Source organism: Actinoplanes sp. NPDC051405, assembly GCF_055586185.1.
Map to the genome: position 1 here is coordinate 43,078 of NZ_JBVJIR010000018.1, position 25,692 is coordinate 68,769.

General features: G+C 72.1%; 25 protein-coding genes. 14 read left to right on the forward strand and 11 right to left on the reverse strand.

The genetic code is table 11. From position 1 onward, the window contains the following. Positions 1-153 precede the first annotated feature (153 nt). Complete coding sequence (gene serA / locus ACZ6S4_RS33025) at positions 154-1,755, forward strand: phosphoglycerate dehydrogenase (protein WP_465478673.1); 1,602 nt, start codon at positions 154-156, stop codon at positions 1,753-1,755. Between the two features lie 86 nt (positions 1,756-1,841). On the opposite strand, the gene ACZ6S4_RS33030 is transcribed toward serA, so the two are convergent. Further along, entirely contained in the window at positions 1,842-2,177 is a 336-nt protein-coding gene (locus ACZ6S4_RS33030; RefSeq protein ID WP_451913167.1) for a hypothetical protein, read from the reverse strand. Positions 2,178-2,559: 382 nt separating this feature from the next. Between ACZ6S4_RS33030 and ACZ6S4_RS33035 the strand changes: the two genes are divergently transcribed. From ACZ6S4_RS33035 to ACZ6S4_RS33045, 3 genes are all read left to right on the forward strand, one after another. After that, positions 2,560-3,591 carry a 3-isopropylmalate dehydrogenase gene (locus tag ACZ6S4_RS33035; RefSeq protein ID WP_465478823.1) on the forward strand — a complete coding sequence of 344 codons (1,032 nt, stop codon included), beginning with the start codon at positions 2,560-2,562 and terminating at the stop codon, positions 3,589-3,591. Positions 3,592-3,785: 194 nt separating this feature from the next. Further along, a complete protein-coding gene (locus tag ACZ6S4_RS33040; protein WP_360829333.1) occupies positions 3,786-4,883 on the forward strand; it encodes a branched-chain amino acid aminotransferase in 1,098 nt (365 codons plus the stop codon). Between the two features lie 58 nt (positions 4,884-4,941). After that, positions 4,942-5,691 (forward strand): P-loop NTPase, encoded by a 750-nt coding sequence (locus ACZ6S4_RS33045; protein ID WP_465478674.1) that lies wholly within the window; start codon positions 4,942-4,944, stop codon positions 5,689-5,691. A 58-nt stretch (positions 5,692-5,749) separates the two neighbouring features. Here ACZ6S4_RS33045 and ACZ6S4_RS33050 read toward each other — a convergent pair whose 3' ends face one another. From ACZ6S4_RS33050 to ACZ6S4_RS33060, 3 genes are read right to left on the reverse strand one after another with little or no spacing between them, the layout of a single operon-like run. Then, on the reverse strand, positions 5,750-6,901 hold the full coding sequence (locus ACZ6S4_RS33050) for a glycosyltransferase (RefSeq protein ID WP_465478675.1): 1,152 nt from the start codon (positions 6,899-6,901) through the stop codon (positions 5,750-5,752). A 37-nt stretch (positions 6,902-6,938) separates the two neighbouring features. Next, positions 6,939-7,685, reverse strand: coding sequence for a tyrosine-protein phosphatase (locus ACZ6S4_RS33055; protein ID WP_465478676.1), 747 nt, complete (start codon positions 7,683-7,685; stop codon positions 6,939-6,941). A gap of 22 nt (positions 7,686-7,707) precedes the next feature. Next, on the reverse strand, positions 7,708-7,944 hold the full coding sequence (locus ACZ6S4_RS33060; RefSeq protein ID WP_465478677.1) for a hypothetical protein: 237 nt from the start codon (positions 7,942-7,944) through the stop codon (positions 7,708-7,710). Positions 7,945-8,176: 232 nt separating this feature from the next. On the opposite strand from ACZ6S4_RS33060, the gene cimA reads away from it, so the two are divergent. Further along, positions 8,177-9,784, forward strand: coding sequence for a citramalate synthase (cimA, locus tag ACZ6S4_RS33065; protein ID WP_465478678.1), 1,608 nt, complete (start codon positions 8,177-8,179; stop codon positions 9,782-9,784). A gap of 5 nt (positions 9,785-9,789) precedes the next feature. Here the strand turns inward: cimA and ACZ6S4_RS33070 are convergent, their stop codons facing one another. Continuing rightward, positions 9,790-10,527 (reverse strand): ABC transporter permease, encoded by a 738-nt coding sequence (locus ACZ6S4_RS33070; RefSeq protein WP_465478679.1) that lies wholly within the window; start codon positions 10,525-10,527, stop codon positions 9,790-9,792. After that, a complete protein-coding gene (locus ACZ6S4_RS33075; RefSeq protein ID WP_465478680.1) occupies positions 10,508-11,413 on the reverse strand; it encodes an ABC transporter ATP-binding protein in 906 nt (301 codons plus the stop codon). The genes ACZ6S4_RS33070 and ACZ6S4_RS33075 overlap by 20 nt, the downstream gene beginning before the upstream one ends. 161 nt (positions 11,414-11,574) lie before the next feature. Between ACZ6S4_RS33075 and ACZ6S4_RS33080 the strand changes: the two genes are divergently transcribed. After that, complete coding sequence (locus ACZ6S4_RS33080; protein ID WP_465478681.1) at positions 11,575-11,928, forward strand: hypothetical protein; 354 nt, start codon at positions 11,575-11,577, stop codon at positions 11,926-11,928. Here the strand turns inward: ACZ6S4_RS33080 and ACZ6S4_RS33085 are convergent. From ACZ6S4_RS33085 to ACZ6S4_RS33100, 4 genes are all read right to left on the reverse strand, one after another. Then, positions 11,897-12,895, reverse strand: a complete 999-nt coding sequence (locus ACZ6S4_RS33085) for an endonuclease/exonuclease/phosphatase family protein (protein ID WP_465478682.1) — start codon at positions 12,893-12,895, stop codon at positions 11,897-11,899. The genes ACZ6S4_RS33080 and ACZ6S4_RS33085 overlap by 32 nt on opposite strands. Before the next feature lie 58 nt (positions 12,896-12,953). Continuing rightward, complete coding sequence (locus tag ACZ6S4_RS33090) at positions 12,954-14,408, reverse strand: hypothetical protein (protein WP_465478683.1); 1,455 nt, start codon at positions 14,406-14,408, stop codon at positions 12,954-12,956. Positions 14,409-14,533: 125 nt separating this feature from the next. Then, positions 14,534-15,880: a M16 family metallopeptidase gene (locus ACZ6S4_RS33095; RefSeq protein ID WP_465478684.1), complete on the reverse strand. Its 1,347-nt coding sequence runs from the start codon at positions 15,878-15,880 to the stop codon at positions 14,534-14,536. Beyond that, positions 15,877-17,193, reverse strand: a complete 1,317-nt coding sequence (locus tag ACZ6S4_RS33100; RefSeq protein ID WP_465478685.1) for a M16 family metallopeptidase — start codon at positions 17,191-17,193, stop codon at positions 15,877-15,879. The genes ACZ6S4_RS33095 and ACZ6S4_RS33100 overlap by 4 nt, the downstream gene beginning before the upstream one ends. A 187-nt stretch (positions 17,194-17,380) precedes the next feature. On the opposite strand from ACZ6S4_RS33100, the gene ACZ6S4_RS33105 reads away from it, so the two are divergent. From ACZ6S4_RS33105 to arfB, 8 genes are read left to right on the forward strand one after another with little or no spacing between them, the layout of a single operon-like run. Continuing rightward, a complete protein-coding gene (locus tag ACZ6S4_RS33105; protein WP_465478686.1) occupies positions 17,381-18,400 on the forward strand; it encodes an AAA family ATPase in 1,020 nt (339 codons plus the stop codon). Then, positions 18,397-19,362 carry a DUF58 domain-containing protein gene (locus ACZ6S4_RS33110; protein WP_465478687.1) on the forward strand — a complete coding sequence of 322 codons (966 nt, stop codon included), beginning with the start codon at positions 18,397-18,399 and terminating at the stop codon, positions 19,360-19,362. The genes ACZ6S4_RS33105 and ACZ6S4_RS33110 overlap by 4 nt, the downstream gene beginning before the upstream one ends. Further along, positions 19,359-20,339, forward strand: a complete 981-nt coding sequence (locus tag ACZ6S4_RS33115) for a VWA domain-containing protein (protein ID WP_465478688.1) — start codon at positions 19,359-19,361, stop codon at positions 20,337-20,339. The genes ACZ6S4_RS33110 and ACZ6S4_RS33115 overlap by 4 nt, the downstream gene beginning before the upstream one ends. A gap of 12 nt (positions 20,340-20,351) precedes the next feature. After that, the gene (locus ACZ6S4_RS33120) at positions 20,352-21,227 is read left to right on the forward strand and encodes a S1C family serine protease (protein ID WP_465478689.1); all 876 of its coding nucleotides are present in this window, start codon (positions 20,352-20,354) and stop codon (positions 21,225-21,227) included. A gap of 7 nt (positions 21,228-21,234) precedes the next feature. Then, positions 21,235-21,918, forward strand: coding sequence for a response regulator transcription factor (locus tag ACZ6S4_RS33125; RefSeq protein ID WP_465478690.1), 684 nt, complete (start codon positions 21,235-21,237; stop codon positions 21,916-21,918). After that, entirely contained in the window at positions 21,915-23,111 is a 1,197-nt protein-coding gene (locus tag ACZ6S4_RS33130) for a sensor histidine kinase (RefSeq protein ID WP_465478691.1), read from the forward strand. The genes ACZ6S4_RS33125 and ACZ6S4_RS33130 overlap by 4 nt, the downstream gene beginning before the upstream one ends. A gap of 39 nt (positions 23,112-23,150) precedes the next feature. Then, entirely contained in the window at positions 23,151-24,257 is a 1,107-nt protein-coding gene (locus ACZ6S4_RS33135) for a hypothetical protein (RefSeq protein ID WP_465478692.1), read from the forward strand. Positions 24,258-24,302: 45 nt separating this feature from the next. Next, positions 24,303-24,728, forward strand: a complete 426-nt coding sequence (arfB, locus tag ACZ6S4_RS33140; protein WP_465478693.1) for an alternative ribosome rescue aminoacyl-tRNA hydrolase ArfB — start codon at positions 24,303-24,305, stop codon at positions 24,726-24,728. Positions 24,729-24,732: 4 nt separating this feature from the next. Here arfB and ACZ6S4_RS33145 read toward each other — a convergent pair whose 3' ends face one another. Beyond that, positions 24,733-25,671 carry a 3-methyladenine DNA glycosylase gene (locus ACZ6S4_RS33145; RefSeq protein WP_465478694.1) on the reverse strand — a complete coding sequence of 313 codons (939 nt, stop codon included), beginning with the start codon at positions 25,669-25,671 and terminating at the stop codon, positions 24,733-24,735. Between the last annotated feature and the right edge of the window lie 21 nt (positions 25,672-25,692).

A 25,692-nucleotide genomic window follows, 5' to 3' on the forward strand; every position in this document is an offset into this window, starting at 1 on the left:
GCTAGCGGTCCGGTGCGACAGAAAAGTGCTCCGGGTATTTCGTACGTGTGAGGCCGGTCACCATGAGATGACATGCCGTAATGGTCCCGGCACACCCTACGATCGCGGAAAGGTCGGCGGCCGGCCGCCTGCGAGACAAACAGGTGGAGACGCATGACTCCCGTGGTACTGATCGCTGAGGAACTGGCCCCCGCCGCAATCGACGTGCTGGCCTACGACTTCGACGTCCGCCACGTGGACGGCACCGACCGGGCCGCCCTGCTCGCCGCGCTGGCCGAGGCCGACGCGGTCATCGTGCGCAGTGCCACCAAGATCGACGCGGAGGCGGTTGCCGCCGCGCCGCGGCTCAAGGTGGTGGCCCGGGCCGGTGTGGGCCTCGACAACGTCGACGTGCCCGCCGCCACCGCGCGGGGCGTCATGGTCGTCAACGCGCCGACCTCCAACATCGTCTCCGCCGCCGAGCAGGCGATCGCCCTGCTGCTCTCCGTGGCCCGGAACACCGCCGCCGCCAGTGCCGCGCTCAAACGGGGCGAGTGGAAGCGCGCGAAGTACACCGGTGTCGAGGTGCAGGGCAAGACCGTCGGGGTGGTCGGGCTCGGGCGCATCGGGGTGCTGTTCGCGCAACGCATGGCCGCGTTCGGGACCCGGCTGATCGCGTACGACCCGTACATCCAGCCGGCCCGGGCCGCGCAGCTGGGCGTGCGCCTGGTCGGGTTGGACGAGTTGCTGCGGGAGAGCGACTTCATCTCGATCCACTTGCCGCGTACCCCGGAGACGTTGGGCCTGATCGGGGAGAAGGAGCTGGCCACGGTCAAGCCGGGGGTGCGCATCATCAATGCCGCCCGCGGCGGCCTGGTCGACGAGCGCGCGCTGGCCGACGCGCTCGCCGAGGGCCGCGTCGGCGGCGCCGGCATCGACGTCTTCGTCACCGAGCCGACCACCGATTCCCCGCTGTTCGCCTTCGACAACGTCGTGGTCACCCCGCACCTGGGTGCCTCCACCGCCGAGGCACAGGACAAGGCCGGGCTGTCGGTCGCCCGCAGCGTCAAGCTGGCGTTGCAGGGCGAGTTCGTGCCGGACGCGGTGAACGTGCAGGCCGGCGGCGTGGTCGACGAGGACGTCCGCCCGCTGCTCGGGCTCGCCGAGCGGCTCGGCAAGGTCTTCACCGCGGTCGCGGGCGGCATCGCGGCCAGCGTGACCGTGGAGGTGCGCGGCGAGATCGTGTCGCACGACGTGGCGGTGCTCAAGCTGGCCGCGACCAAGGGCCTCTTCGCCTCGGTGGTGGAGGAGCAGGTCACCTACGTCAATGCCCCGCAGCTCGCGGCGGACCGCGGCGTCGAGGTCGAGCTGGTCGTCGACCGCGAGGTCTCCGACCACCAGAACCTGGTCACGGTACGCGGCGCGCTGCCGGACGGGCGCACGGTCAGCGTGGCCGGCACAGTCACCGGTACGGGCACCCGCGAGGCGCGCAAGCTCACCCAGGTCGACGAGTTCGATCTGGAGCTCGGCGCGGGCGGCGTGCTGCTGTTCTTCCGTTACGCGGACCGCCCGGGCGTGGTCGGCGCGATCGGTTCCATCCTGGGCGAGGCCGGCGTCAACATCGCGGCGATGCAGGTGGCCCGCCGTCAGCTGGGCGGCGAGGCGCTGATGGCGCTGACCGTCGACTCCTCGGTGGACGCCGAGCTGCTCTCCGCGGTCGCGGCCTCGATCGGCTCCGCCAAGGGCAGCATCGTCGACCTGCGCGACGAGGACTGACCGGCGCGGGCTGGCCGGGCCGACGCGGGCTGGCCGGGCCGGCGCGGATTGGCCGGGCCGGCGCGGATTGGCCGGGCCGGCGCGGATTAGCGAGTTTTTACCGGGGGCGGATACACCGTGCCGTCCTGGAGGTCGAGCAGGTCGAGATTGAGCTCGCCGGCGAGTTTCTCGATCGTCTCGAGCACCGCGTCCGGGCACTGCTCGTCCAGCCGCATCTGGATGTGGTCCGCCGCGGCGTGCAGCGGGGCGCTCGCCCAGGGCGTGCCGGGCAGCGTCGCGCGCGGCCCGCGGTCGGGGTAGTTGCTGGTCAGGGCGTCATAGAAGGCAACGACGCGCGGATCGGCGGGGCGCTGTGGGTGCTCGCCGCGGGCGCACCGGGCGTTCGCGGCACGCACGTCATCCGGCATGGCCGTGTTGTCCATGGCCCACACCACGAGGTCGAAACTCACCGGCGCATGGTGCCATACCGCCGGGCGGTGAAGTCGGTTGTCGCCCCGACACGCGGGGGATGCGTCTTGCGCGACATTAGTCCGCATCGCTAGCGTTGGTCCTGCCGCGCGGGCTCCATGGCCGTGTCTTCGGGTGATGCTGTCGTGTCGCTCCGCGTGGAGGATGCACCCCCGGCGGGCGCGAGCCACGCGTACCTGTCGTGACAGCCCCCGCGATCGTTGCCGCGATCGACGGGGGTTGTTCGCGTCCGGGTCCTTAACGAATCTTCACCCATACTCTGGGACCGCCGTGTCAGTGAGCGGGACGGCGGACTAAGGTCGAGCGGTCGGACCGACTGAGGGAGTGGACGTGACGGTGGCGCGGATCGCGGTGGTGGCCGGCGACGGCATCGGGACCGAGGTGACCGCGCAGGCGCGCAAGGTGATCGAGGCCGTCCTCCCGGATGCGGAGTTCGACGACTACGACCTGGGCGCGCGCTTCTACAACCGCACCAAAGAGGTTCTCCCGCAGGCCATCCAGGACGAGCTGGCCGCGCACGACGCCATCCTGCTCGGCGCCATCGGTGACCCCAGCGTCCCGCCCGGCGTCCTCGAGCGTGGCCTGTTGCTCAAGCTCCGCTTCGACTTCGACCAGTACGTGAACCTGCGCCCGTCCCGGCTCTGGCCCGGCACGGTCAGCCCGCTCGCCGGCCTCAAGCCCGGCGAGATCGACATGGTCGTGGTCCGCGAGGGCACCGAGGGTCTCTACGTCGGCGCCGGCGGCGTCCTGCACAAGGGCACCCCCGCCGAGATCGCCACCGAGGAGAGCCTGAACACCCGGCACGGCGTCGAGCGGGTCGTGCGCGACGCGTTCGGCCGGGCGCAGCGCCGCGAGCGGCGCCACCTGACCCTCGTGCACAAGACGAACGTGCTCACCCACGCGGGCGGGCTCTGGGCGCGCACCTTCGCCGCGGTCGCCGCCGAGTTCCCCGACGTCACCACGGAATACCAGCACATCGACGCCGCGAGCATGTTCATGGTGAGCAACCCGCAGCGCTACGACGTGGTGGTGACCGACAACCTCTTCGGTGACATCCTCACCGACATCGCCGCTGCCGTGACCGGCGGCATCGGCATGGCAGCCAGCGGCTCCGTCAACCCGGAGCGCAAGTACCCCTCGACCTTCGAGCCGGTGCACGGCTCCGCGCCGGACATCGCCGGCCAGGGCATCGCCGACCCGGCGGCCGCCATCCTGTCCGCTTCGCTGCTGCTGGAGCATCTCGGGCACCCCGACGAGGCCCGCCGAGTATCCGAGGCGGTCGCGGCCGAGGTCGCGTCCCGCACACCGGGCGCGCCGCTGCGTACCGCCGAAGTAGGAGACCGGGTCGCCGCCACCGCGGCCGCCTGACCTCACCCTCTCCCCGTCATCCCGCCGGCCCGCCGGCGGTCGATGAAGGCTGCCTCCAGCCCGGCCAAGGGCCGTGGCGGGGTGGCCGGAAGGGCTGCCCGGCTGTCGGCTTTGAACGACCGTTCGGGGTAAGTTCATGGAGCACTACGGGTGCTACCTCTTCATTCTTTGTGACAGAAAGCAGGTCAACTGCCATGAGTGGTGGTGACAACCTCGACTTCGAGATCCGTCCGAACCCGGCGCCCGTAAGCGACGCGGACAGGACCACACTGCTGGCCAACCCGGGCTTCGGCCGGATCTTCACCGATCACATGGTCACCGTCCGGTATGCGGAGGGCAAAGGCTGGTACGAGCCCCGGGTGGAAGCCCGCGCCCCCATCCCGATGGACCCCGCGTCCGCGGTGCTGCACTACGCGCAGGAGATCTTCGAGGGCCTGAAGGCCTACACGACTGCGGACGGCGGCGTGACGATGTTCCGCCCGGACGCCAACGCCGCCCGCTTCGGGCAGTCCGCCCAGCGGATGGCCATGCCGGTGCTGCCGCAGTCGATGTTCCTGGAGTCCCTGCGCCAGCTGATCAAGATCGACCGGGGCTGGATCCCGGAGAGCGACGAGGGCAGCCTGTACCTGCGCCCGTTCGCGTACGCCAGCGAGGTCTTCCTCGGTGTGCGCCCGTCGATGGAATACCTCTACCTGGTGATCGCCTCGCCGGTGGGCGCCTACTTCAGCGGCGGGGTCAAGCCGGTGACGGTCTGGATCACGCCCGACTACACCCGGGCGGCGCCCGGCGGCACGGGCGCGGCGAAGTGCGGCGGCAACTACGCGGCCGGCCTCTCCGCCCAGGCCGAGGCGATCGAGCACGGCTGCGACCAGGTGGTCTACCTGGACGCCGTCGAGCGCAAGTACGTCGACGAGCTCGGCGGCATGAACGTCTTCTTCGTGCTGGACGACGGCTCGCTGGCGACGCCGCCGCTGACCGGCACGATCCTGCCCGGCATCACCCGCGACTCGGTCATCAAGCTGGCCGAGCGGGACGGGCGCCGGGTCGAGGAGCGGCCGGTCAGCTTCGAGGAATGGCGTTCCGGGGCGGCCTCGGGCCGGATCCGCGAGGCCTTCGCCTGTGGCACCGCGGCTGTCATCACCCCGATCGGCACCGTGCGGTCGCCGGAGGGCGAGTTCACCGTGGCCGACGGCGGTTCGGGAGAGGTGACCATGGGGCTGCGTCAGCAGCTCGTGGACATCCAGCGGGGCCGGGCCGAGGATCCGTTCGGCTGGGTGCACCGAGTTCTCTGAATTGCTGGTGGCGGGGATCGCGACGCGGTCCCCGCCCGGGCGTCAGTACCGTTGCCGCATGGACATGCCGGGCCGGGCGCAACTGCCGATCATCACCGTCGCCAGTGGCAAAGGCGGAGTGGGCAAGTCGAGCATCGCCGTCGCGCTCGGGCGGGAGCTGGTCCGGGCCGGATATCGGACCGGGCTGGTCGATGCCGACATTGCCGGTCCCGACGTGCCACGGATGCTCGGCCTGCGCCGTGATGTGCCGGCCCGGTCGGTCACTCTCGCGCGGTGGACCCGCGGCGGTTCCGGGCTGGAAGCCATGGAGGTGAACGGCCTCAAGGTCGCGTCCGCGGGGTTTCTGATGGCCGGCGGCCAGGGTCTGGCGCTCGGGTCCGACCTGGCCGACCTCATGCTCGGCCGGCTCATCGGGGAAACGGCCTGGGGTGACGTCGAGGTTCTCGTCGTTGATTTGCCGCCCGGCATCAGCTTCACCCAGCAGGGCATGCTGTCCGGAGCCGGCCGGGTGGCGACGATTCTGGTGGTCACGCCGGCCGAGGTCTCCCATCTGGACACCGGCCGGGCCCTCGCCACACTGCGCGAGGTGCGGACGCCGGTGCTGGGCGGGGTGGAGAACATGGCGTACTTCCGGTGCCCCTGCTGCGGTGAGAAGACCGAGCTGCACGCGCCGGCGCCTGACGACCGCACCATCTGGGCCGGTGGGGTCGAACGGCTCGCGCGGCTTCCGTTCCGGCCCGACGCGGCGATCGACGCCGCCGAGCTCGCCCCCGTCGTGCACGCCGCAGCAGCCCACATCGCGGGGTGACGCCCGCCCACATCGCGGGTGACCCGCCCGCGCACACCGGCGGGGTGACCGGCCGTGCTCAGCGCGGGGTGTCCAGGAGCGTCTGCAGGACCTCCTCGGCGGCCGGCATGCCGTTGATCTCGGCCTGAACGACCCGGGCCCGGCGGGTCAGAGCCGTGTCCTCCAGCAGCTTGGTCGCGGTGTGCGCGACCGTCTCCACAGAGAGCTCCGCCGGCGGCACCACCAGGGCCACACCGGCCTCCACGGCTGTCGCGCTGTTGGCGAACTGGTCCGCGCCCTGCGGCAGGATCAGGTGCGGCAGGCCGTGGCAGAGCGCGGCGACGATCGTGCTCGCGCCGCCCTGGGTGACCAGACCCGCGCAGTGCGGCAGCAGCAGGGCGTGCGGTGCGAAGTCGGCGATGCGGACGTTCGCCGGCTGCGGTCCGAACCGTTCCGGGTCGCTGCCGGGGCCGGCCGTGACCAGTACGTTGACCGGCAGGTCGCGGAGGCCGGCCAGCGCCGTCTGGAAGACGTCGGTCGCGCCGAAGAACAATGTGCCCAGGGTCAGGTGCAGGCTGCGTTCGTAAGGCAGCTCGTCCGCGTTCCACGGCAGGCGTTCGCCGGGCAGGACTTCGCCCGAGGTCGGGCGCAGCGGCCGGCGGTTGCGGAAGGCGCGGACGGCGTCCGCCTGCAGAGCCGGTGGGCAGTTGTCCAGGTACGGAGTGTCGAGGATGGTGGCCGGCAGGTCCGGCACCTCCCATTGGCTGCTCAGGTCGCCGAGCCGGGCACCGAACCAGTCCCAGGCCTCGGCCGGCAGGGGACCGAGGCCGTGCACCGCGTGCCGGGCGCCGGTGCGGGCCGCGGCCACCGCCCCGGCGAGTTCGGTGATCGGGTGCACCACCAGGTCGGGCTTCCACTCCTCGGCGCGGGGCACCAGGGCGGCGGCCCGTTCGAACGCCGCCGCGCCGAACATGCCGCCGATCACCGTGGCCATCCGGCGTTCCGGCGGGACCGCCCCCAGGTCCGGCACGCGTGAGCGGAAGGCCGCGTCGGATTCCGTACGGCTCGGGCCGATGTCCCAGGTCGTCAACCCGCGCCGGCGCGCCTCCGCGACACCCTCGGCGCCGGAGGCGACGAGGACGTCGTGGCCCGCCTGCTGGGCCGCCCGGATCAGGGGAAGCAGGGGGAGCAGGTGCCCATGGGCCGGCCAGGTGCTGACGAGGACTCGCATGGACGGCAAGTAGACACCCGCCGCGCCGCCTTGTCTGTCAGGCGGGCGTCAGCAGGTGCTCGCGCATGCTCGCCAGCTGCCCGGTGGTGAGGCCGATCTCGCGGACGTACTTCTCCACCGAGCCGTGGCGCTCGCGCAGGTCCCGCAGGAACAGCAGCATGGCGTCCTGCGGACAGTCGAACATGTGGTACTTGTCGTGCACGAGCTCCGGCTTGGTCCGCAACAGGTACGCCGTCAGCGACTCCATCGCCGCCTCGGTCAGCGCATAGTCCTGCGCGATGTCCGTATCGGACACTCCGAGCAGGGACAGCGTCAGCGCGCACACCACGCCGGTGCGGTCCTTGCCGGCCATGCAGTGCACGACCACCGGGGCCGCCGCCGGATCCGCGATCACGCCCAGCGCCGCGGCCAGCCCGGCCCGCCCGTCCTCGGCGAAGTTGAGGTAACGGTCGGCGAGCCAGCGCTCGTGCGGGATGTCCCCGGAGTGCTCGACCGACTCCCAGTCGACGTGCTCCAGCACCAGGTTGCGGTAGTCCAGCCCCTCGGAGTGCGGCACCCGCCCGTGCTGCTCCACCTCGAACGGCCGGCGCAGGTCGACGACGGTGCGCACGCCCAGCGCCTGGAAGGTCTCGAGGTCGGTGCCCTTGAGCCGGTGCAGGGAGTCGGCGCGGAACAACCGCCGCCAGCTCACCGTGCGCCCGTCGAGGCCGGGATAGCCACCGACGTCGCGGAAGTTGTAGCTGGTGGAGAAGGTCAGGCTGCGGGGGTGATTGTCGACGGCCACCCGTCCAACCTAACCGCCACCGTCACCGGTGGGCCTTGTCGATTTCCTCACCCGGCCCGACCATGCGCTCGTCGTCCATCGGCGGCGGCTGCGGGTCGTCGCCGTCGTCCGGCGCGGCCGGGGAGGCGGCAGCCGGGGTGGCGCGGAACGTGCGCGGGTCGAAGGCGCCACCCGGCTCCTCTTCGACGAACTCCCCCTGTGCGTCGGGGATGAGGCCGCCCGCCCGGTCGGGATCGTTCTGCAGGAAACGTTCGCTCATGGACCCGGGGTACCCCGGGCGGGCGACCTCGACACCGTGATGGTGGACCTTCCGTCTCAGCTTGTGGATTCTGCGGTCCCATCGTGGCGGCGCGTGGCATGCTTCGGGGCGTGACCCACTCCGTGCTGATTATTCGCACCTAGCGCGCCGGCTGAATCTCCGCCGACGTGCAGACCTCCCGCATCCGCGGGGGGTCTTTTTGTTGGGTCGTCAGTCTCGGAAAGGAACCCCCATGACCTACCAGGTGTTCGACACGACGCTGCGCGACGGCGGGCAGCGCGAGGGCATCAGCTACTCGGTCGTCGACAAACTCGCAGTCGCGCGGTTGCTGGACGAGTTCGGTGTCGGCTTCATCGAGGGCGGGTGGCCCGGTGCCATGCCCAAGGACACCGAGTTCTTCGCCCGGGCGCGCACCGAGCTCCAGCTGAAGAACGCGGTGCTCGTGGCGTTCGGGGCGACCCGCAAGGCCAACGTCGACGTGGCGCAGGACCCGCAGGTGCAGGCGCTGCTGGACGCCGAGACGCCGGTCGTCTGCGTGGTCGCCAAGTCGGACATCCGGCACGTCGAGCGGGCCCTGCGCACCACCGGCGAGGAGAACCTGGCGATGGTCCGCGACACCGTCGCGCACCTGGTCGCCAACGGCCGCCGCGCGTTCGTCGACTGCGAGCACTTCTTCGACGGCTTCCGCTACGACCCCGATTACACCGCCTCCGTGGTCACGGCCGCGTTCGAGGCCGGCGCCGAGCGCGTCGTCATGTGTGACACCAACGGCGGCATGCTTCCGTCGATGATCACCGCCGCGATCAACGACGTGGTGGCGCGCACCGGGGTCGCCCCGGACCAGCTCGGCATCCACTGCCAGAACGACACGTCCTGCGCGGTCGCCAACACCGTCGCCGCCGTCGAGGCGGGCGTCGAACACTTCCAGTGCACGGCCAACGGCTACGGCGAGCGGCCCGGCAACGCCGACCTGTTCGCCGTGGTCAGCAACCTGCAACTCAAGCTCGGGCTGAAGGTCCTACCGGACGGATGCCTCGAGAAGGCGACGCGGGTGTCCACCGCGCTCGCCGAGATCGCCAACATCGCCCCCGACACCCACCAGGCCTACGTCGGGGCCGCGGCATTCGCTCACAAGGCGGGGCTGCACGCGAGCGCGATCAAGGTGGATCCGCTGCTCTACAACCACGTCGACCCGTCGGTGGTGGGCAACGACATGCGGATCCTGGTGACCGAGATGGCCGGCCGGGCCAGCATCGAGCTCAAGAGTCGCGAGCTCGGACTGGACCTGGCCGGCCACCCCGAGACCCTCACGGCGGTGACCCGCAAGGTCAAGGAACTGGAGGCGGGTGGCTGGTCCTTCGAGGCCGCGGACGCGTCCTTCGAGCTTCTCGTACGGGGTGAGCTGCCCGGTGCCGACTTCGTGCGCCCGTTCGCGCTGGAGTCGTACCGGGTGCAGGTCGAGCACCGCGAGGACGGCTCGGTGGTCTCCGAGGCCACCGTCAAGGTCCGCGTACGCGGCGAGCGCGTCATCGCCACCGCCGAGGGCAACGGCCCGGTCAACGCCCTCGACGAGGCGCTGCGAGTGGCGCTGTCCAAGCACTACCCGGAGCTGAAGTCCTTCGAGCTGGCCGACTTCAAGGTCCGCATCCTGGAGGGCTCGCACGGCTCGAACGCGATCACCCGGGTCCTGGTGGAGACCAGCGACGGCGCCCGCGACTGGACCACGGTGGGCGTGCACGAGAACGTGGTCGAGGCGAGCTGGAAGGCCCTCACCGACGCGCTCACCTACGGCCTGGCCCGCGCCGCCGCGGCCAGCACGAGCACCAGCACCGCCGCCTGACCGGCTCAGTCGCGCCTGGCCATCACCCGCAACGTGATGGCCAGGCCGGCCGCGCCCCAGGCCGCCAGCACCAGGAACGGCGGCATCGACACGCCGTCCGGTGGCGTGGCGAGCGTTTCGCGGACGGCCCGCGCCATGGACTCGAACGGCAGCACCCGGTGGACGTCCTGCAGCCACTGCGGAAGCCGGTCGGCCGGGAAGTTGATCGGCGAGAACATCAGCGCGATGAAGACGATCAACTGGCTGACCATGTTCGTCACCGGTGGCGTGGCCGCGTACGCGATCGCGAAGCCCACGGTGGTCGCGGTCAGCGCGACCAGCAGCACCGCCGGGACGACCAGCCAGCTCACCCGCAGGGTGAGGTCGAAGCGCAGCACCGCGACCAGCAGTCCCAGCAGCAGTCCCGGAGTGCCGGCCACCAGCCAGGTGGTGATGTCCGCACCGAGCACCGCGGTGCGCGGCACCGGCAGCGTGCGGTTGTATGCGAACGTGCCCGCGGTCTTGGCCTCGGCCACCAGTTGCGGGGCCAGCACCATGCCGATCGTGATGAGGGCCAGCGTGGGCGCGCCGGTGGTGAGGTGCAGCGCGGTCGCCGGGTCGACCGACGGCAGCAGGAACGCGAAGCCGAGGACGATGCCGATCGACATCATGGTCTGGATGACCAGGATCATCGGCAGCAGGTAGCGCAGCCGGATCGCCGACCAGCGCAGCAGGAGCAGGTAACTACGCAGCCAGTGCCGCATCGCCGGTGACCTCCTCGGTCAGGCGGACGTAGACGTCCTCGAGGCTGACGGGGTTGAGGGAGAAGCGTGTCGTCCGGCTCTGCGCCCACGCGACCGCGAGGTGCGCGTCGGCCGCGGCGACCGTCAACGTGCGCCGGCCGCCCTCCCGGTGCTCGGCCAGCGACCAGCTCGGTGCGGGGTGGTCGTCCGCGCCGGTGAACTCGAGCCGCATCTCGCGGCCGGCGGCGAGGGTGGCCGGGGTGCCCGCGGCGGCCACCCGGCCGTGGTCCAGCACCACGACGCGGTCGATCGCGCGTTCCGCCTCGGTGATGTTGTGGGTGACCAGCACGACGCCGTGCCCGGCGGCGGCCAGCGCGCGCACCTGCTCCCAGAGCAGCCGGCGGCGCACCGGGTCGACGTCGTTGGTCGGTTCGTCGAGCATCACCAGGCGGCCGGGCTCGACGATCGCCATGCAGAACGCGGTGAGCCGGCGCACGCCGCCCGACAACCGCTCGCCGGCCTGGTCGGCCCACTCACCGAGGTCCAGTGCGGCCAGCAGTTCATCGGTGCGCCGGCGGACCGCCCGGCGGTCGCCACCGCGGAGCCGGCCGACGATCTCGATCGCCTGCCGGGTGGTGACGCCGTTGAGCGGCGCCTGCGCCTGCGGCTGGAACGAGCAGACCGTGCGGGCCCAGGCCGGCTCGGCGACCGGGTCGCGGCCGAGCAGGGTGATCCGGCCGGAGGTCGGCCGGACCAGCCCGACGATCTGGCTGAGCAGGGTGGTCTTGCCGGCGCCGTTGTGCCCGAGCAGGCCGAGCACCTCGCCCGGGGCCACGTCGAGGCTGATGCCGTCGTTGGCCCGCACGTCGCGGCGGTAGACCTTGGTCAGGGTGTTGATGTGCAGCACCGTCGCCTCACATACCAATCGCCGGTCTGACCAAGGGCGCCATCTACGCCAACTTCGGCAGCAAGAAGGACCTGATCACCGCGATCCTGGAGCGCAAGCTGGCCGCCGACGACGGCGCCGGCGACCGGCCGCCCGGTGAGAAGCTGCCCGCCTGGGCGGACGTGCTCGGCGCCAGTTACGAGCGGAACGTCGGCCGCCCGGAGATCCAGCGCTTCGCGATGGCTTTCGTCGAGCTGTGGCTCTACGGCATGCGCGAGGAGTCCGGCCGGGAACCGGTCGGCCACTGGCTGCGGACGGTGCGCGCGTCGAGTGCGGAGGAGCTCACCGAGCTGGCCGGCGACGATCTGCCGATGCCCGCCGACCAGCTGGCCGCCCTGGTGCTGGCCCTGGACATCGGGGTCGGGCTGCAGCACTGGCTGGACCCGGAGGCGGTGCCGGCGGACACCTACCGGGCCGGGCTGCGGGCCGTCTTCGGCCGGGAGCTCAGGCCGCCGGGAGACGCAGCGTCGCGATGATCGCGCGGTGGTCGCTGTCCGGGATGCCGTGCACGCTGACCGCGCCCACCCCCAGGCGGCGGTCGGCCAGCACGTGGTCGATGGTCACCGGCGGCAGCGGGTCGCCGTCGTACGGGCCCCACGTGCCGATCAGACCCTGTCCCGCGGCGTCGGCGGCGTCCCGGTAGCCATCGCCGATCAGGTCCCGCATCGCCGCGTGGTCCAGCGTCGCGTTGAAGTCGCCGAGCAGGATCCGGGGCGCGCCGTTCGGGTCCGGGCGCGGCTCGGCGTCCAGGTCGTCGCGCCAGCCGTCGAGCATCTCCAGCGAGGCCGGCGCGAGCGGATGGGCCGACTCGACCGTGACGGCGACCGCGCCCGGCGGCTGGACCGTCCCGTACGCCTGGTTGAAGCCACCGTCGTTGCGCCGTACGCCCGGGTCGGTGATCGGGTAGCGGGAGTAGAGCCCCGAGCCGCTCGCCCCGTACTCCCCGCCCAGCGACGAGTACGGCAGCAGCTCGCCCAGCCCGGCCGCGGCGAGATTGCGCTGGCCGTTCGGGCTGAACTCCTGCACGGCCAGCACCGCCACGTCGTTGTCGCGGACCAGCTTGACGATTGTGGCCGCGTCGGCGTTGCCGAAGAGCATGTTCGACGTCATCACGTGCAGCGCCACGCCACCCTGGGGGCCCCGGTCACTGTCGGCGAAGGCGCGCGGCAGCACCGCCACCGCGAAGAGCGCGAAGGTGACCGTCGCGACCGCCGCCGCCAGCCAGCGCCGGGTCGCCAGCGCCGCGATCAGCGGCACCACCGACCACGCCGCGACGTACGGCGTGAACGCGAGGAGCTGCACCAGCGCGCCCCGCTCCCAGCCGCCGAGCCGGAGCAGCACCCAGGCCGCGCCCGGCAGCACGAGCAGCCACAGCAGCACGTGCCAGACCGCCCGCCGGACCCGGACCGGTTTCGCCACGGGCGCCGAGCTGGTGATCGTCATGGCGGCGACGGTATCCGGCCGGGGCCACCATCACCGAGCGATCCCGGGGCACGTCACATCATCGGTAGGGGTTGAAGTTCTGCCCCGCCATCAGGAACCAGGCGGTCGCGCCGACGTGCTGGCGCGGGAAGTAGCCGAACGCGAACCCGGTGTCGAACGTGCTGGTGGCGGCCACGATGCCGGCCGCGGCGGGCAGCGGGGTGCCGGTCCAGGTGCCGCCCTCGCCCGGGTTGGACAGCTTGCCGTGGTCGGCGTCGGCGGTCAGGCCCACGGTCTGCCCGGCGCCGAGGGTCCGCTGGGCCACGGCGGTCTGCCGCAGCAGCCGCTTGGCCAGCGCCGTGTCGCCGCGGTCGTCGCGCTTGAGCAGAGCCAGGGCCGTGTGCCCGTTGCCCTCCAGCCAGACGGCGTCGCGGTTGTTCTCCACGGTGCTGCCGGAGACCGGCCCGGTACGGATCTTGGCCTGGCTGCTGTACGTCACGCCGGAGACGGCACCGTCGGTGTTCCAGAGGTTCTCGGTGACCCAGTCGACGGCGTCGTCGTAGCGCCGGTCGTCGAGGCTCAGCAACGCCCAGGTCTGCACGTCCTCGGGGATGTTGCCGATGTTGATCAGGTTCGGGTCCTCGCCCGGTACGCCGCCGAGCGTGCCGGTCCAGAGGAAGCGCTCGGAACGGTTCCACATGGCCCGGACGAAGTCCTCGGCCACGTCGGCGCGGGCCGTCCAGCGCCGGTCCCTGGTCAGCTTGGCCAGCAGCGTGAAGAGCCCGTACGCGTCGATGTTGTGCTCGGTCGAGGCCCACGGCTGCGGCGTCTCACCGTCGCCCTGCAGGCCGCCGTGGTAGCCGCCGAAACGGTACGGCGACTTCTTGTCCGCGATCCACTGGCCCAGGGCCACTGCGCCGTCGAGGTACTTGGTGATCCGGGTGTCGACGTAGAGCTGGGCCAGGGCGAGCGCCACCCAGGCCATGTCGCCGGTCGAGGAGCCACCGAAGCCGTACGGCCACAGGAACGCCGCCTTGCCGTCCTCGCGCTTGAGGCCGGGGAAGTACGGGCCGCCGCCGTAGAAGAGCATCGGCCCGGCCGCGTACGCCTGCCGGACCCGCCCGTCGGTGTACTTCTCGTCGTTGGCCTGGATCCACAGCAGGGCGTCGCCGATGAGCCGGGCCCGGCGCACGTTGGCCACCGTCGGGTTGGCCAGGTAGGCCAGCGCCGCGAGCGCGTTGTCGTAGACGAACGCGGTCGTCATCAGCTCGCTCTCGTTGTTGTAGCTCTGCAGCAGCCGCGGTTCGCCGCCCTTGACGTAGGCGTCCTGCACCACGTCGAGGTAGTGGTAGGCGCGGCTCACCGGCTCGGCCAGCGTCCGGTCCACCAGGTGCCGCGGCGCGCAGGTGCCGGCGGCGGCGGAGTCCGGGGCGAGCAGCGGGGCGGCCACAGTGGCGGCGGCCGCCGCGGCGGGCAGGGTGAGCAGGCGCCGGCGGGAGAACGCTCCTGAGGTGGAGCTGAGGTTGGTGGGCATGTCGCGGAACTCCAACAGGTGTGAGAGCGCTCTCACGACGAGCGCTGGGCGCCATTGAAACCTGTCGCGCCTCGCCTGGCAAGCCGCGGGCCGCCGGCGACATCGCCGGCGGCCCGCGGAACACCTCAGACCTCGGCGTCGACGACCTCGCCCAGGCCACCGGCCACCAGCTCGTCGCGGATCACCGCGGCGTCACCCTCGACGACGACTGTCAGCCCGTCCGGGTGCAGGTGCTTCGCCGCGGCGGCGGATACCTCGGCCACCGTCGCGTCGAGCAGGCTGCGCCGCAGGGTCGCGTAGTAGTCGTCGGGCAGCCCGTGCACGACCAGCGTGGCCAGCGCACCGGCGATCGAACCCGACGTCTGCATGTCGACCGTGAGCTGACCGGCCCGCCACGTGCGGGCCACCTCCAGCTCCTCCTCGGTGACGCCGTCCAGCCGGGTGCGGGTCACCTCGCCGATGGTGTCGGTCAGCGCCGGCGCGGTCACCGCGGTCTGCACCGAGGTGCTGATGCCGAAACGGCCGAACCGGCGGGTCATCGCGAAATCGGAGCGGATGCCGTACGTGTAGCCCTTCACCTCGCGGATCAGGTGGTTGAGCCGGGACGTGAACGCCCCGCCCAGCACCGTCGCCACCAGCGTCATTGCCACATAGTCCGGGTTTGCGCGTTCCGGCGCGCGGTGCCCGAGCCGCAGCGTCGACTGCACCGAGCCCGGGCGGTCCACCAGCAGCACCCGGCGGCCGGCGGCGATCGGCACCCCCAGCGGTCCGGCCGGTGCGGTCGGCTCCCCGGTCGCCCCGGCGAACGCGGCCGCCCCCAGCTCGGCCAGATCCAGCTGGTCCAGATCACCGGCGACCAGCAGCACGCCCGGCCGCTTCAGCCAGGACTCGTGGAACGCGGTCACGTCCTCGACGGTGACGGCCGCGACCGACGTGGGATCACCGTGCAGCGGCCGGCCGTACCGCTCGGCCGCCCCGAAGAGATCCATCCGCAGGGCCGCGTCCGCCCGCGGGCCGGGCTGCGCCCAGTCCATCCGCAGCGCGGTCACCTCGTCGTCGCGCACCCGCGCGACATCGGCCGGATCCAGGCGCGGGGTGCGGGCGGCCTCGGCGAGCAGGGTCACGGCCCGGGACAGCAGCGCCACCGGTACGGACACACCGACCCGGAACGAGTCCCAGTCGACCGAGGTGGACAACTCGGCACCGAGCCCCTCCAGCGCCAGCGCGAACGCGGCGGAGTCCCGGGTCGTGGTGCCCTCCTCCAGGCACTTGGCGAGCACGGTGGCCGTGCCCTCGCGGCCCGGGGACTCCCGCGCGCCACCGGCGTCGAGCAGCAGCGCGGCTGTGGCCAGGTGCTGACCCGGCATGTGCGCGGCGACGACCTCACCACCGGCCACCGAGACCCGCTGGATGTCCGGGAACGTGTACGGCCGGGAGTCGCCGGGGCCGGGCTGGGTGGCAACGAGACTCACTGGTCGGTCCCTTCGTCGGGCAGGTAGGTGAGGGTGGCCCGGGACTCCGGGTTCAGCGTGCGGGCGGCGTCGAGGATGTCGCCGGCCGTGACCGACTGCCACTGCGGCAACCGGTAGGCCGCGCTGGTGGCGTCGCCGAACTGGGTGGCGTACCGGCTCAGGGTGTCGGCGCGACCGCCGACTGTGGACATCTGCCGCCACCACGAGGTGGTGAGCAGGGCCTTGGCCCGTTCCAGCTCGGCCTCGGTCACCGGCTCGGTGGCCATGCTGTCCAGCACCTCGGCGACGCCGGCCTCCAGCCGCTCGGCGTCGACGCCGTCCTTGGCTGTGGCCGTGACGATCAGCGGGGCCGGGGCGTGGGCCAGGTCGACGCCGTACGCGCCGACGTAGTCCGGCTGGGCGATTCGGGCACCGTCGGCCAGCCGCTGGTAGAGCCGGCTGCCCCGGCCACTGCCGAGCACTGTGGCCAGGACGGTGATGGCGTCGTAGCCGGCCGTGCCGAACGGGTGGGTGCGGTGCGACAGGTAGACCCGCGGGGCCGGGACCTTGCCGGTGACCGTCTCGCGGACCGGCTCGGTGGCCGCCCCGCTGATGTGCCCGCGCGGCGCCGGCGGGATGTCCGAGACCGACTCCAGCGCGCCGAAGTACTTCTCCGCCAGGGCGAAGACCTCGGCCGGGGTGACGTCACCGGCGACGGTCAGCACCGCGTTGTTCGGCGCGTAGTACTGCTGGTGGAACGCCTTGAACGTGTCCAGACCGGCAGCGTTCAGGTCTTCCATCGACCCGATCGTCGCGTGGTGGTACGGGTGCCCCGGCGGATACAGCAGCGGCAACAGGCGCAGCCACGCGTCGCCGTACGGGACGTTGTCGTAACGCTGGCGCCGTTCGTTCTTGACGACCTCGCGCTGGTTGTCGAGCGTCTCCTGGGTCAGCGCCGGGACCAGACCGCCCATCCGGTCCGCCTCCAGCCAGAGCCCCAGCTCCAGGTGCTCGACCGGCAGCGTCTCGAAATAGTTGGTCCGGTCCGGGTTGGTGGTCGCGTTGAGCGAGCCACCGGAGCCCTGGATCAGGCGCATGTGCTCGGTCTTGGCGACGTGCACCGACCCCTCGAACATCAGGTGCTCGAAGAGATGCGCGAAGCCGGTCTGGCCGGCCGGCTCATGCCTCGAGCCGACGTCGTACCAGAGGTTCACGCACACCACCGGCGCGGTGTGATCCTCGCTGACGACCACGCGCAACCCGTTGTCCAGGCGCGCGGTTTCGATGGGCCACGGATAGCCGGTCTCGGCGACCGGCGCGGGCTGAGCAGACACGCAACCTCCCTGTAGCGGCGGCCGGCTTCCGCCGGCGCCGCCACCAGTATCGCGGCTGAGCAGGCCCGCGCGCTCCTTCGCTTCGCTTTCGGCCCCGCTTGGTGTCATCGATACCAAGGGCGGGCGTCCGGCGTAACCCCCAGGTCCGCGGCGCCCGCCCCCCGCACCGTTGCCGAGAAGGGGACCCATGACAGACATCGCATCCGACACCGACGCGCGGCTGCTGGAGCAGACGTTGTTCGAGGTCAAGAAGGTGATCGTGGGGCAGGACCGGCTCATCGAGCGGCTGCTGACCGCGCTGCTCGCCGGTGGGCACTGCCTGCTCGAAGGCGTGCCGGGGGTGGCCAAGACGCTGGCCGCGGAGACGCTCGCCGTGGCGGTCGGTGGCAGTTTCCACCGCATCCAGTTCACGCCGGACCTGGTGCCCTCCGACATCATCGGCACCCGCATCTACCGGGCGTCGCGGGAGGACTTCGACGTCGAGCTGGGCCCGGTGATGGCGAACCTGGTGCTGGCCGACGAGATCAACCGGGCGCCCGCCAAGGTGCAGTCGGCGCTGCTGGAGGTGATGGCCGAGGGGCACGTGTCGATCGGCGGCCGGAGGAATCCGGTGCCGCGGCCGTTCCTGGTGCTGGCGACCCAGAACCCGATCGAGAGCGAGGGCGTCTACCAGCTGCCCGAGGCGCAGCGCGACCGGTTCCTGATGCGGGTGGTCGTCGGCTACCCCAGCGACCAGGACGAGCTCGGCATCCTCTACCGGATGGGCGGCGTGCGCCCGGTCGCCCGGCCGGTGCTGGACACCAGCATGCTGCTGCGGCTGCAGGCCCGGGCCCGCGAGGTGTTCGTGCACCACGCGCTGGCCGAGTACGTGGTCCGGCTGGTGCTGGCCACCCGCGACCCGGCCCGCTTCGGCCTGCCGGAGGTGGCCGGGCAGCTCGCGTACGGGGCCAGCCCGCGGGCCACGCTCGGGCTGGTGGCGGCCGGGCGGGCGCTGGCGCTGTTGCGCGGACGGGACTACGTCCTGCCGGGCGACCTGCTCGACATCGCACCCGACGTCCTCGCCCACCGGCTGGTGCTCTCCTTCGACGCGGTCGCCGACGGGGTCGCCCCCGAGTCGATCGTCCAGCGCATCGTGGACTCCGTACCGCTGCCGGTGATCGCTCCGGCGCAGGAGCAACACGGCCCCGGCCTGGGCATCGCCGCATGAACGAGGGCGCTTCCATCAACGAACTCGCCCCGGAACGGCGGCTGCGGCGGCTCGAGCTCATGGTCACGCGCCGGCTCGACGGGATGCTGCACGGCTCGTACCTCGGGTTGCTGCCCGGCATCGGCAGCGAGCCGGCCGGCAGCCGGGAGTACCGGCCCGGCGAGGACGAGGTCCGCCGGATGGACTGGGCGGTCACCGCGCGGACCTCGGTCGCCCACGTCCGCCAGGTCGACGCGGACCGGGAACTGGCCACCTGGGTGCTGGTCGACGCCACCGCGAGCATGGACTTCGGCACCGCCGAGTTCGAGAAGCGGGAACTGGCCGTCGCGTCGGTCGCCGCGGTGGGCTTCCTCACCACCGGCGCCGGCAACCGGCTGGGCGCGCACCTGCTCGGCCCCGACGGGGTACGCCGGTTCCCGGCCCGGGGCGGCCGCACCCATCTGCTCGGCATGTTGCGCACCTTGCTGGCCGTGCCCCGTTCCGCGCCGACGACCGAGCCCGTGCCGCTGGCCGAGGCCATCGACGGCATGCACCGCGCGGTCAACCGCCGCGGGCTGGCGGTGGTGGTCTCGGACTTCCTCGACGGTCTCGACGAGGACGGGCTCGGGCCCGGCGCCCCCGCCTGGGAACTGCCGTTGCGCCGGCTCGCCGCCCGGCACCAGGTGCTCGCCGTGCAGATCCGTGATCCGCGCGAGCAGGAACTGCCGGACGTGGGACTGCTGACGCTGGTGGACCCGGAGACCGGGCGCCGGCGGGAGGTGCCGACCGCCAGCCGCAAGCTGCGCGAGCGGTACGCCGAGGCAGCTCGACGACAGCAGGCGTCCATCGAGACCGGCCTGAAACGGGCCGGTGCCGCCCACCTCAGCCTGCGCACCGACCGCGACTGGGTCGCGGACATCGTCCGGCACGTGTACGCCCAGCGCCGCCTGGGCCGAGCCTCGCGAACAGGAGCAAGACCATGACGTGGCTTTCCCCGGAACGGCTGTGGCTGCTGGCCGCCGTCGCGGCGCTGGCCGTCGCGTACGTCGTGCTGCAACGCCGCCGCAGCCGGTACGCCGTCCGCTTCACCAACCTCAAGTTGCTCGACCGGGTCGCACCGGCCCGGCCGCAGTGGCGCCGGCACGTCCCCGCCGGGCTGTTCCTGGCGATGCTGGCCCTGCTCGTGGTCGGCTTCGCCCGGCCGCAGTCCGAGGTGCAGGTGCCCCGGGAACGGGCCACCGTGCTGGTCGCGGTGGACGTCTCCCGGTCGATGCTGGCCACCGACGTCGACCCGGACCGGCTCACCGCGGCCAAGGCCGCGGCGCGCGAGTTCGTGGCCGAACTGCCCGAGCAGTTCAACGTCGGCCTGGTCGGTTTCGCCGGCACCGCCTCGGTGTTCGTGCCGCCGGTGACCGACCGGGCCGCCGTCGAGACCGGGATCGACCGGCTCGCCGAGGGCACCGCCGGCCGGGCCGGTACCGCCATCGGTGACGCCATCGCCACCTCGCTGGAGGCGATCCGCACGCTGGACGCCGCGGCCGGTGAGGACGTGCCACCGGCCCGGGTCGTTGTGCTCTCCGACGGCGCCAACACCGCCGGGCAGGATCCGGCCGAGGCGGCGGCCCAGGCCACCGAGCTCGGTGTGCCCGTCGACGCGATCTCCTTCGGCACCGAGAACGGGACCATCGGCGGCAGCGCCCTCGGCGGTGGTGGCGGGGGCGGCAACCAGCCCGTGCCGGTCGACGGGCAGACGCTGCAGGCGGTCGCGGACGCCACCGGCGGCAACTACTTCGAGGCCGGCAGCGCCGAGGAGCTGCGGTCCGCGTACGCCGACATCGGCAGCTCGGTCGGCTACGAGACCGAGACGCAGGACGTGTCGGCGCGCTTCATCGGTATCGGCCTGCTGTTCGCGGCGCTGGCCGCACTGGCCTCCATGTTCTGGTTCGCCCGCCTCCCGTAGAGGAGTTCTCTGATGACAATGACCACTGGGCTGGGCGGGTCGCCCCGGGGACCCGAGTTCCTCTCACCCGGCATCGACGAGCGGGCTGCGGGCGTACCGCCGGCCACCGCTGGTGGGGCGCCCGCGCGCGCCGCCCGGCGCTGGCCGCTGGTCGCCGCGGCCGGATTGACCGTGGTGGCGATCTCCGCCGGCACCGGCGGAGCGGCCGGCTACCTGGCCGCGCCGGAAGCCACTCCCACCGACCCGGCGTCCGCGCCGCCGCCGGCCGCTCCCGGCGTGCCGTCCGATCTCGTCGGCGCCGCCGCCCGGGCCCTGCCCGGCGTTGTGTCCGTGCAGGTGCGCACCGGCTCGGGTGGCGCGTCCGGCTCCGGGTTCGTCTTCGACGACCGCGGTCACATCGTCACCAACAACCACGTGGTCGCGGCCCGGGGCGGGGGAGCGGTCAGCGTGGTCGGCTCGGACGGGCGCCGGCTCACCGCCGAGGTCGTCGGCACCGACCCGAGCAGCGACATTGCGGTGCTGCGGGTCACCCCGTCAGCCGCGCTGCGCCCGCTGGACCGCGCCGACCTCAGGGCCACCAGGGTGGGGGAGCCGGTGCTGGCGGTCGGCTCACCGCTCGGTCTCTCCGGCACGGTCACCGCCGGCATCATCAGCGCGCTGGACCGGCAGGTGCGGCTGGGCGGAACCGTGCGGCAGACCGCGGTGCAGACCGACGCGTCCATCAACCCCGGCAATTCGGGCGGGCCGCTGGTGAACGCGCGCGGTGAGGTGGTCGGCGTAAACACCGCGATCGCCACCCTGGAGGGCGGCGGTTCCATCGGGATCGGCTTCGCCGTGCCGATCGACCGGGCCGCTCAGGTGGCCACGACCCTCATCGGCCGTGGATAGTCGACAGATGCGGCTGCTGGTGGTGGAGGACGAGGAAGACCTGGCGGAGGGCCTGCGGGTCGGTCTCGCCCGGACGGGGTACGCGGTCGACGTCGCGCTCGACGCCGCCGAGGCGTACGACCGGCTGACCGTGAACGAGTACGACCTGATGCTGCTCGACGTGAACCTGCCCGACGGTGACGGATTCACCCTGTGCCGCTCGTTGCGCAGCGGCGAGGTGGATACCCCAGGCGAAACCGACCTGCGGGTGCTCATGCTCACCGCCCGCGGCGGCCTCGAGGACCGGGTCCGCGGGCTGGACGAGGGCGCGGACGACTACCTGGTGAAGCCGTTCGCCCTGGCCGAGCTGCTGGCCCGGGTCCGCGCCCTGCTGCGCCGCGACACGGCCGGCACGTCGTCGGTGCTGACCGTCGGCGACGTGGTGCTGGACGTGGCCCGGCACGTCGCGACGCTGCGCGGTGAGCGGCTGACGTTGACGCCCAAGGAGTTCGGCGTCCTGGAGTATCTGATGACCCGGCCCGGGCACGTGGTGTCGAGCGAGGAACTGCTCGAGCACGTGTGGGACGCCAACGCCGACCCGTTCACCCAGACCGTACGGGTCACGGTGGGCACGTTGCGGCGCAAGCTCGGCGAGGGCTCGATCGAGACGGTGGTCGGGCGGGGCTACCGGCTGCGGGACGGGGCGGCGTGAAGCGCCCGGAGCTGTTCCGGTCGATCCGGTTCCGGCTCACGGTGATCTACTCCACGCTGCTCTTCGCGCTGGCCGGGGCGGCCCTGGCGATCACCTACTTCGCGGTGGCGATGACCACCGACCCGCGGCCGATCACCGAGCAGGTGGCGTACCTCAAGCAAGGTCGGGTGATCATCGATCAGGTCACCGTCGCGGAGGTCAGCGAGATCGAGGCGGCGATCAACTACAACACCCTGCAGACTCTGCGCACCTATTCGTTGATCGTGCTGGGTGGGCTCTTCGTCGCCAGCCTGGGGATCGGCTGGGTGCTCTCCGGCCGGGCGCTGCGCCCGGTGGGCGCGATCGCCCGGACCGCCCGGGAGATCCAGGCCACGGACCTCTCCCGGCGCATCCGGCTCAGCGGTCCCCGCGACGAGCTGCGGGACCTCGCCGACACCATCGACTCCATGTTGGACAGGCTGGACGAGGCCTTCCAGTCACAACGCCAGCTGATCGACGACGCCTCGCACGAGCTGCGCAGCCCGCTGGCCATCATCCGGACGAACCTCGACGCCTCGCTCACCCCGGCGGAGGCGACCCCGGAGGAACGCGAACGGGCGGTGGCCGTGGTGGACCGGGCCACGACGCGGATGTCGCGGCTGGTGGAGGACCTGCTGGCCACCGCCCGCCGGGACGCGCACGGGCTGTCGGACGCCGACGTGGAGCTGACCACGATCGCCCGCGAGGCCGGCGAGGAGTCCTTCATCACCGACCGCGGCCTGCGACTGCGCTACCACCTGCCCGGGGAGCTGCACCTGATCGGGGACGCCGACGGGCTGCGCCGGGCCGTCGGCAACCTGCTGTCCAACGCCGTACGGCTGGCCCCGGGGTCCTCCACCGTGACGGTCGCGACCGGCCGTACCGGATCATGGTTGTGGCTGGCCGTGGCCGACGAGGGTCCGGGGATCGCCCCGGAGGACCTGCCCCGGGTCTTCGACCGTTTCTGGCGCGGGAAACCGGAATCCGGCGCGGAACGCTCCCGGCAGCGCCGCACCGGGCTGGGCCTGGCGATCGTCCGGCAGATCGTGGAGTCGCACGGCGGCCACGTCGCGGCGTTCTCCGAGCTCGGCAAGGGCAGCACCTTCGTGCTGTGGCTGCCGGCGGCCGACCGAACGGACAACGAAGCACCGCCGGCGGTCAGTCCCTGGCCGTAACCGCCTGCTGTACGCCGAGCGACGCGCATACTCACGACCATGCGTACTTGGAAGGTGCTCGCTGCCTGCTCAGCGGGTCTGCTCCTCGCCGGTACCGTGAGTCCCACCGCCGGCCTGGCTGCGGCAACCACAACCATCACCTCCTTGACCGTGCCGTCCGAACCGGTCGACCTCGAAGCCTCGCCCGGTGTGATCATCCGGGCCCACATCGTCGACTCGGTCGGGGTGATCGCCGGCGAGACGAGCGAGCATGACGACGGCGCCACGTACCTCTGCCTGATGGACGCGAACCCCCCGAAATACAACGCCTGCGGCATCGTGCAGGGCCACCTGATCAGCGGCACCCCTCAGGACGGGGAATGGGAGTTCGACCCGATCCGCGAGCAGCGGGCCCACGGCGGCTTCGAGGTCTGGACCCTGCAGGTCATGCGGCTCGACGGCACCCGCCAGCGGATCGACCTGAGGCCGTTGCCGTACAACCGGATCTTCCACACGATCGGCCGTTTCGGCGCGTTCTTCGACCGCCAGTCGCCGCTGACCAACGAGAACACCACCATCCCGTACGGCGGCACCGTGACCCTGCGCGCCCGCGCGTTCTGGATCGACGAGCTCGTCAAGCGGCACCCGATCGGCAACCGGCAGGTCCGGGTCATGCAGGAGGACCAGACCGAGCCGATCATCGACGGTGACGAGCGGTTGCTGACCACCGTGACCACTGCGGCGGACGGGACGCTCACTGTCACCGTCAAACCGGAGCGCAAAGCCTTCCGGCTGTACCTGATGATGGACCCGGGCACGACCACCGACGGCTTCCGCTACATGGACAACACCACCTGGACCGGGCGGGTCGACGTCAAGGTGGGCCTCGGCATCAGATCCAAGCCGTCGAGCCTGCCCGCCGGCACCGTCGGCTACGTCGACGGAAACGTCGTCCCGGCCACCCACGCCGGGCAGAACGCTTATCTCCAGCGGTACAGCGGCGGCGCCTGGAAGATCGTGAGCAGCGCGAAGATCCGCAGCTCGGGACGGTTCACCCTGGCCGTGCAGCCGCCCGGCAAGGGCACGTACCGCTACCGCGTGTACAAGGCGAGCGATGCTCTGCACGTCTACAACGTGACCCGCGAATTCACCGTCGCCGGCAAGTGAGACCCGCGATGGCGGGCCGGGTGCGCGCGGTGCGATGCTGGGCGCGTGGCGGACGACGTACGGGTCAGTGACCGGTTGACGATCCCGGCTGCTGAGCTCTCCTGGCGGTTCTCCCGCTCCAGCGGGCCCGGCGGCCAGGGCGTCAACACCACCGACTCGCGGGTGGAGCTGTCCTGGGATCTGGCCGGCTCCGAGCTGCTGCCGCCCACGTTGCGGGAGCGCGCCCTCGAGCAGCTCGGCGGCCGGCTGGTCAACGGGGTGCTGACGATCACCGCCTCGGAGCATCGCTCGCAGCTGCGTAACCGCGAGGCGGCCGCCGCCCGGCTGGCCGCCCTCGTCGCCGGGGCCATCGCGCCGCCGCCGCGGGCCCGGCGGGCCACCCGGCCGTCGCGGGGCTCCGTCGAGCGGCGGATCGCCGAGAAGAAGCGGCGCGGTCAGACCAAGCGCAACCGGCGGGCCGACACCGACTGACGGCTCAGCTGTTGTGCGGGGCCACGGCTTCGCGGTTCTCCGCCGCCAGCGCCGGGCCCAGCAACTCCTCGCAGACCCGGATCAGCCGGGCCCGCAACGCCGACGCGCGGCGGGCGAACTCGCGCTGGCGGGCGACGTACTCCGCCTTGCCCTCGGCTGTCTCGATCTTCACCGGGTCTTGCCCGTACGACGTCAGGTCGTACGGGCTGGCCTGCATGTCCAGCAGGCGGATGTCGCCGGCCAGGGCGAAGCAGTCCAGCGCGAGGGCGCCGGGCACCGCGGGGCCGAGCTTGCTCGCCCACTTGTGGCAGTCCATCGCCGCGTGCAGGCAGCCCGGCTGGTCCAGGTCGACCTGGGTGGCCCGGGTGGGCTGGAGGCGGTTGAGCCCCACCGCCTCGGGGGTGAAGAAGCGGAAGGCGTCGAAGTGGGTGCAGCGGATCGGGTGCTCCTCGACCACCTTGTCCGTCTCGGCCTGGCCCAGCCGCAGTGGCAGCGAGTGCCGGTGCTCCGGCTGGCGGTAGACCATCGCCCACTCGTGCAGGCCGAAGCAGCCGGAGAACGCGGGCCGCGATGCCGTGGCCGTGAGCAGACCGTGGATGTAGCGGACGCTCTCGCCGCGGGCGTGCATGTAGGCCTCTGTGTCGAGGGTCACGACGCCGTCCGGATGCGCCTTGTACCACTTCCAGGCGGCGTGCTCGGCCAGCCCGGTCGGCGCCGCGGCCAGCCCGGTGCCCACTCCAGGGTGCCAGCGGCGGAGCTGGGCCGGGCGGGTGCCGTAGTAGTCGTACAGGAAATCCTCTATGGCGTGCTTCTCGCCCGCCGCCTTGCGCGCGCGGTGCCCGGCCGTCATCTCGTCCGCCCGCTCGGCGTGGGCGCGGGCCAGCGGGATCCAGCTGACCGAGGGCAGCACAGTGGTCAGCGCGTGAGTTTCGCTGATCCGCATCGCACCAGCGTATCCAGCAAG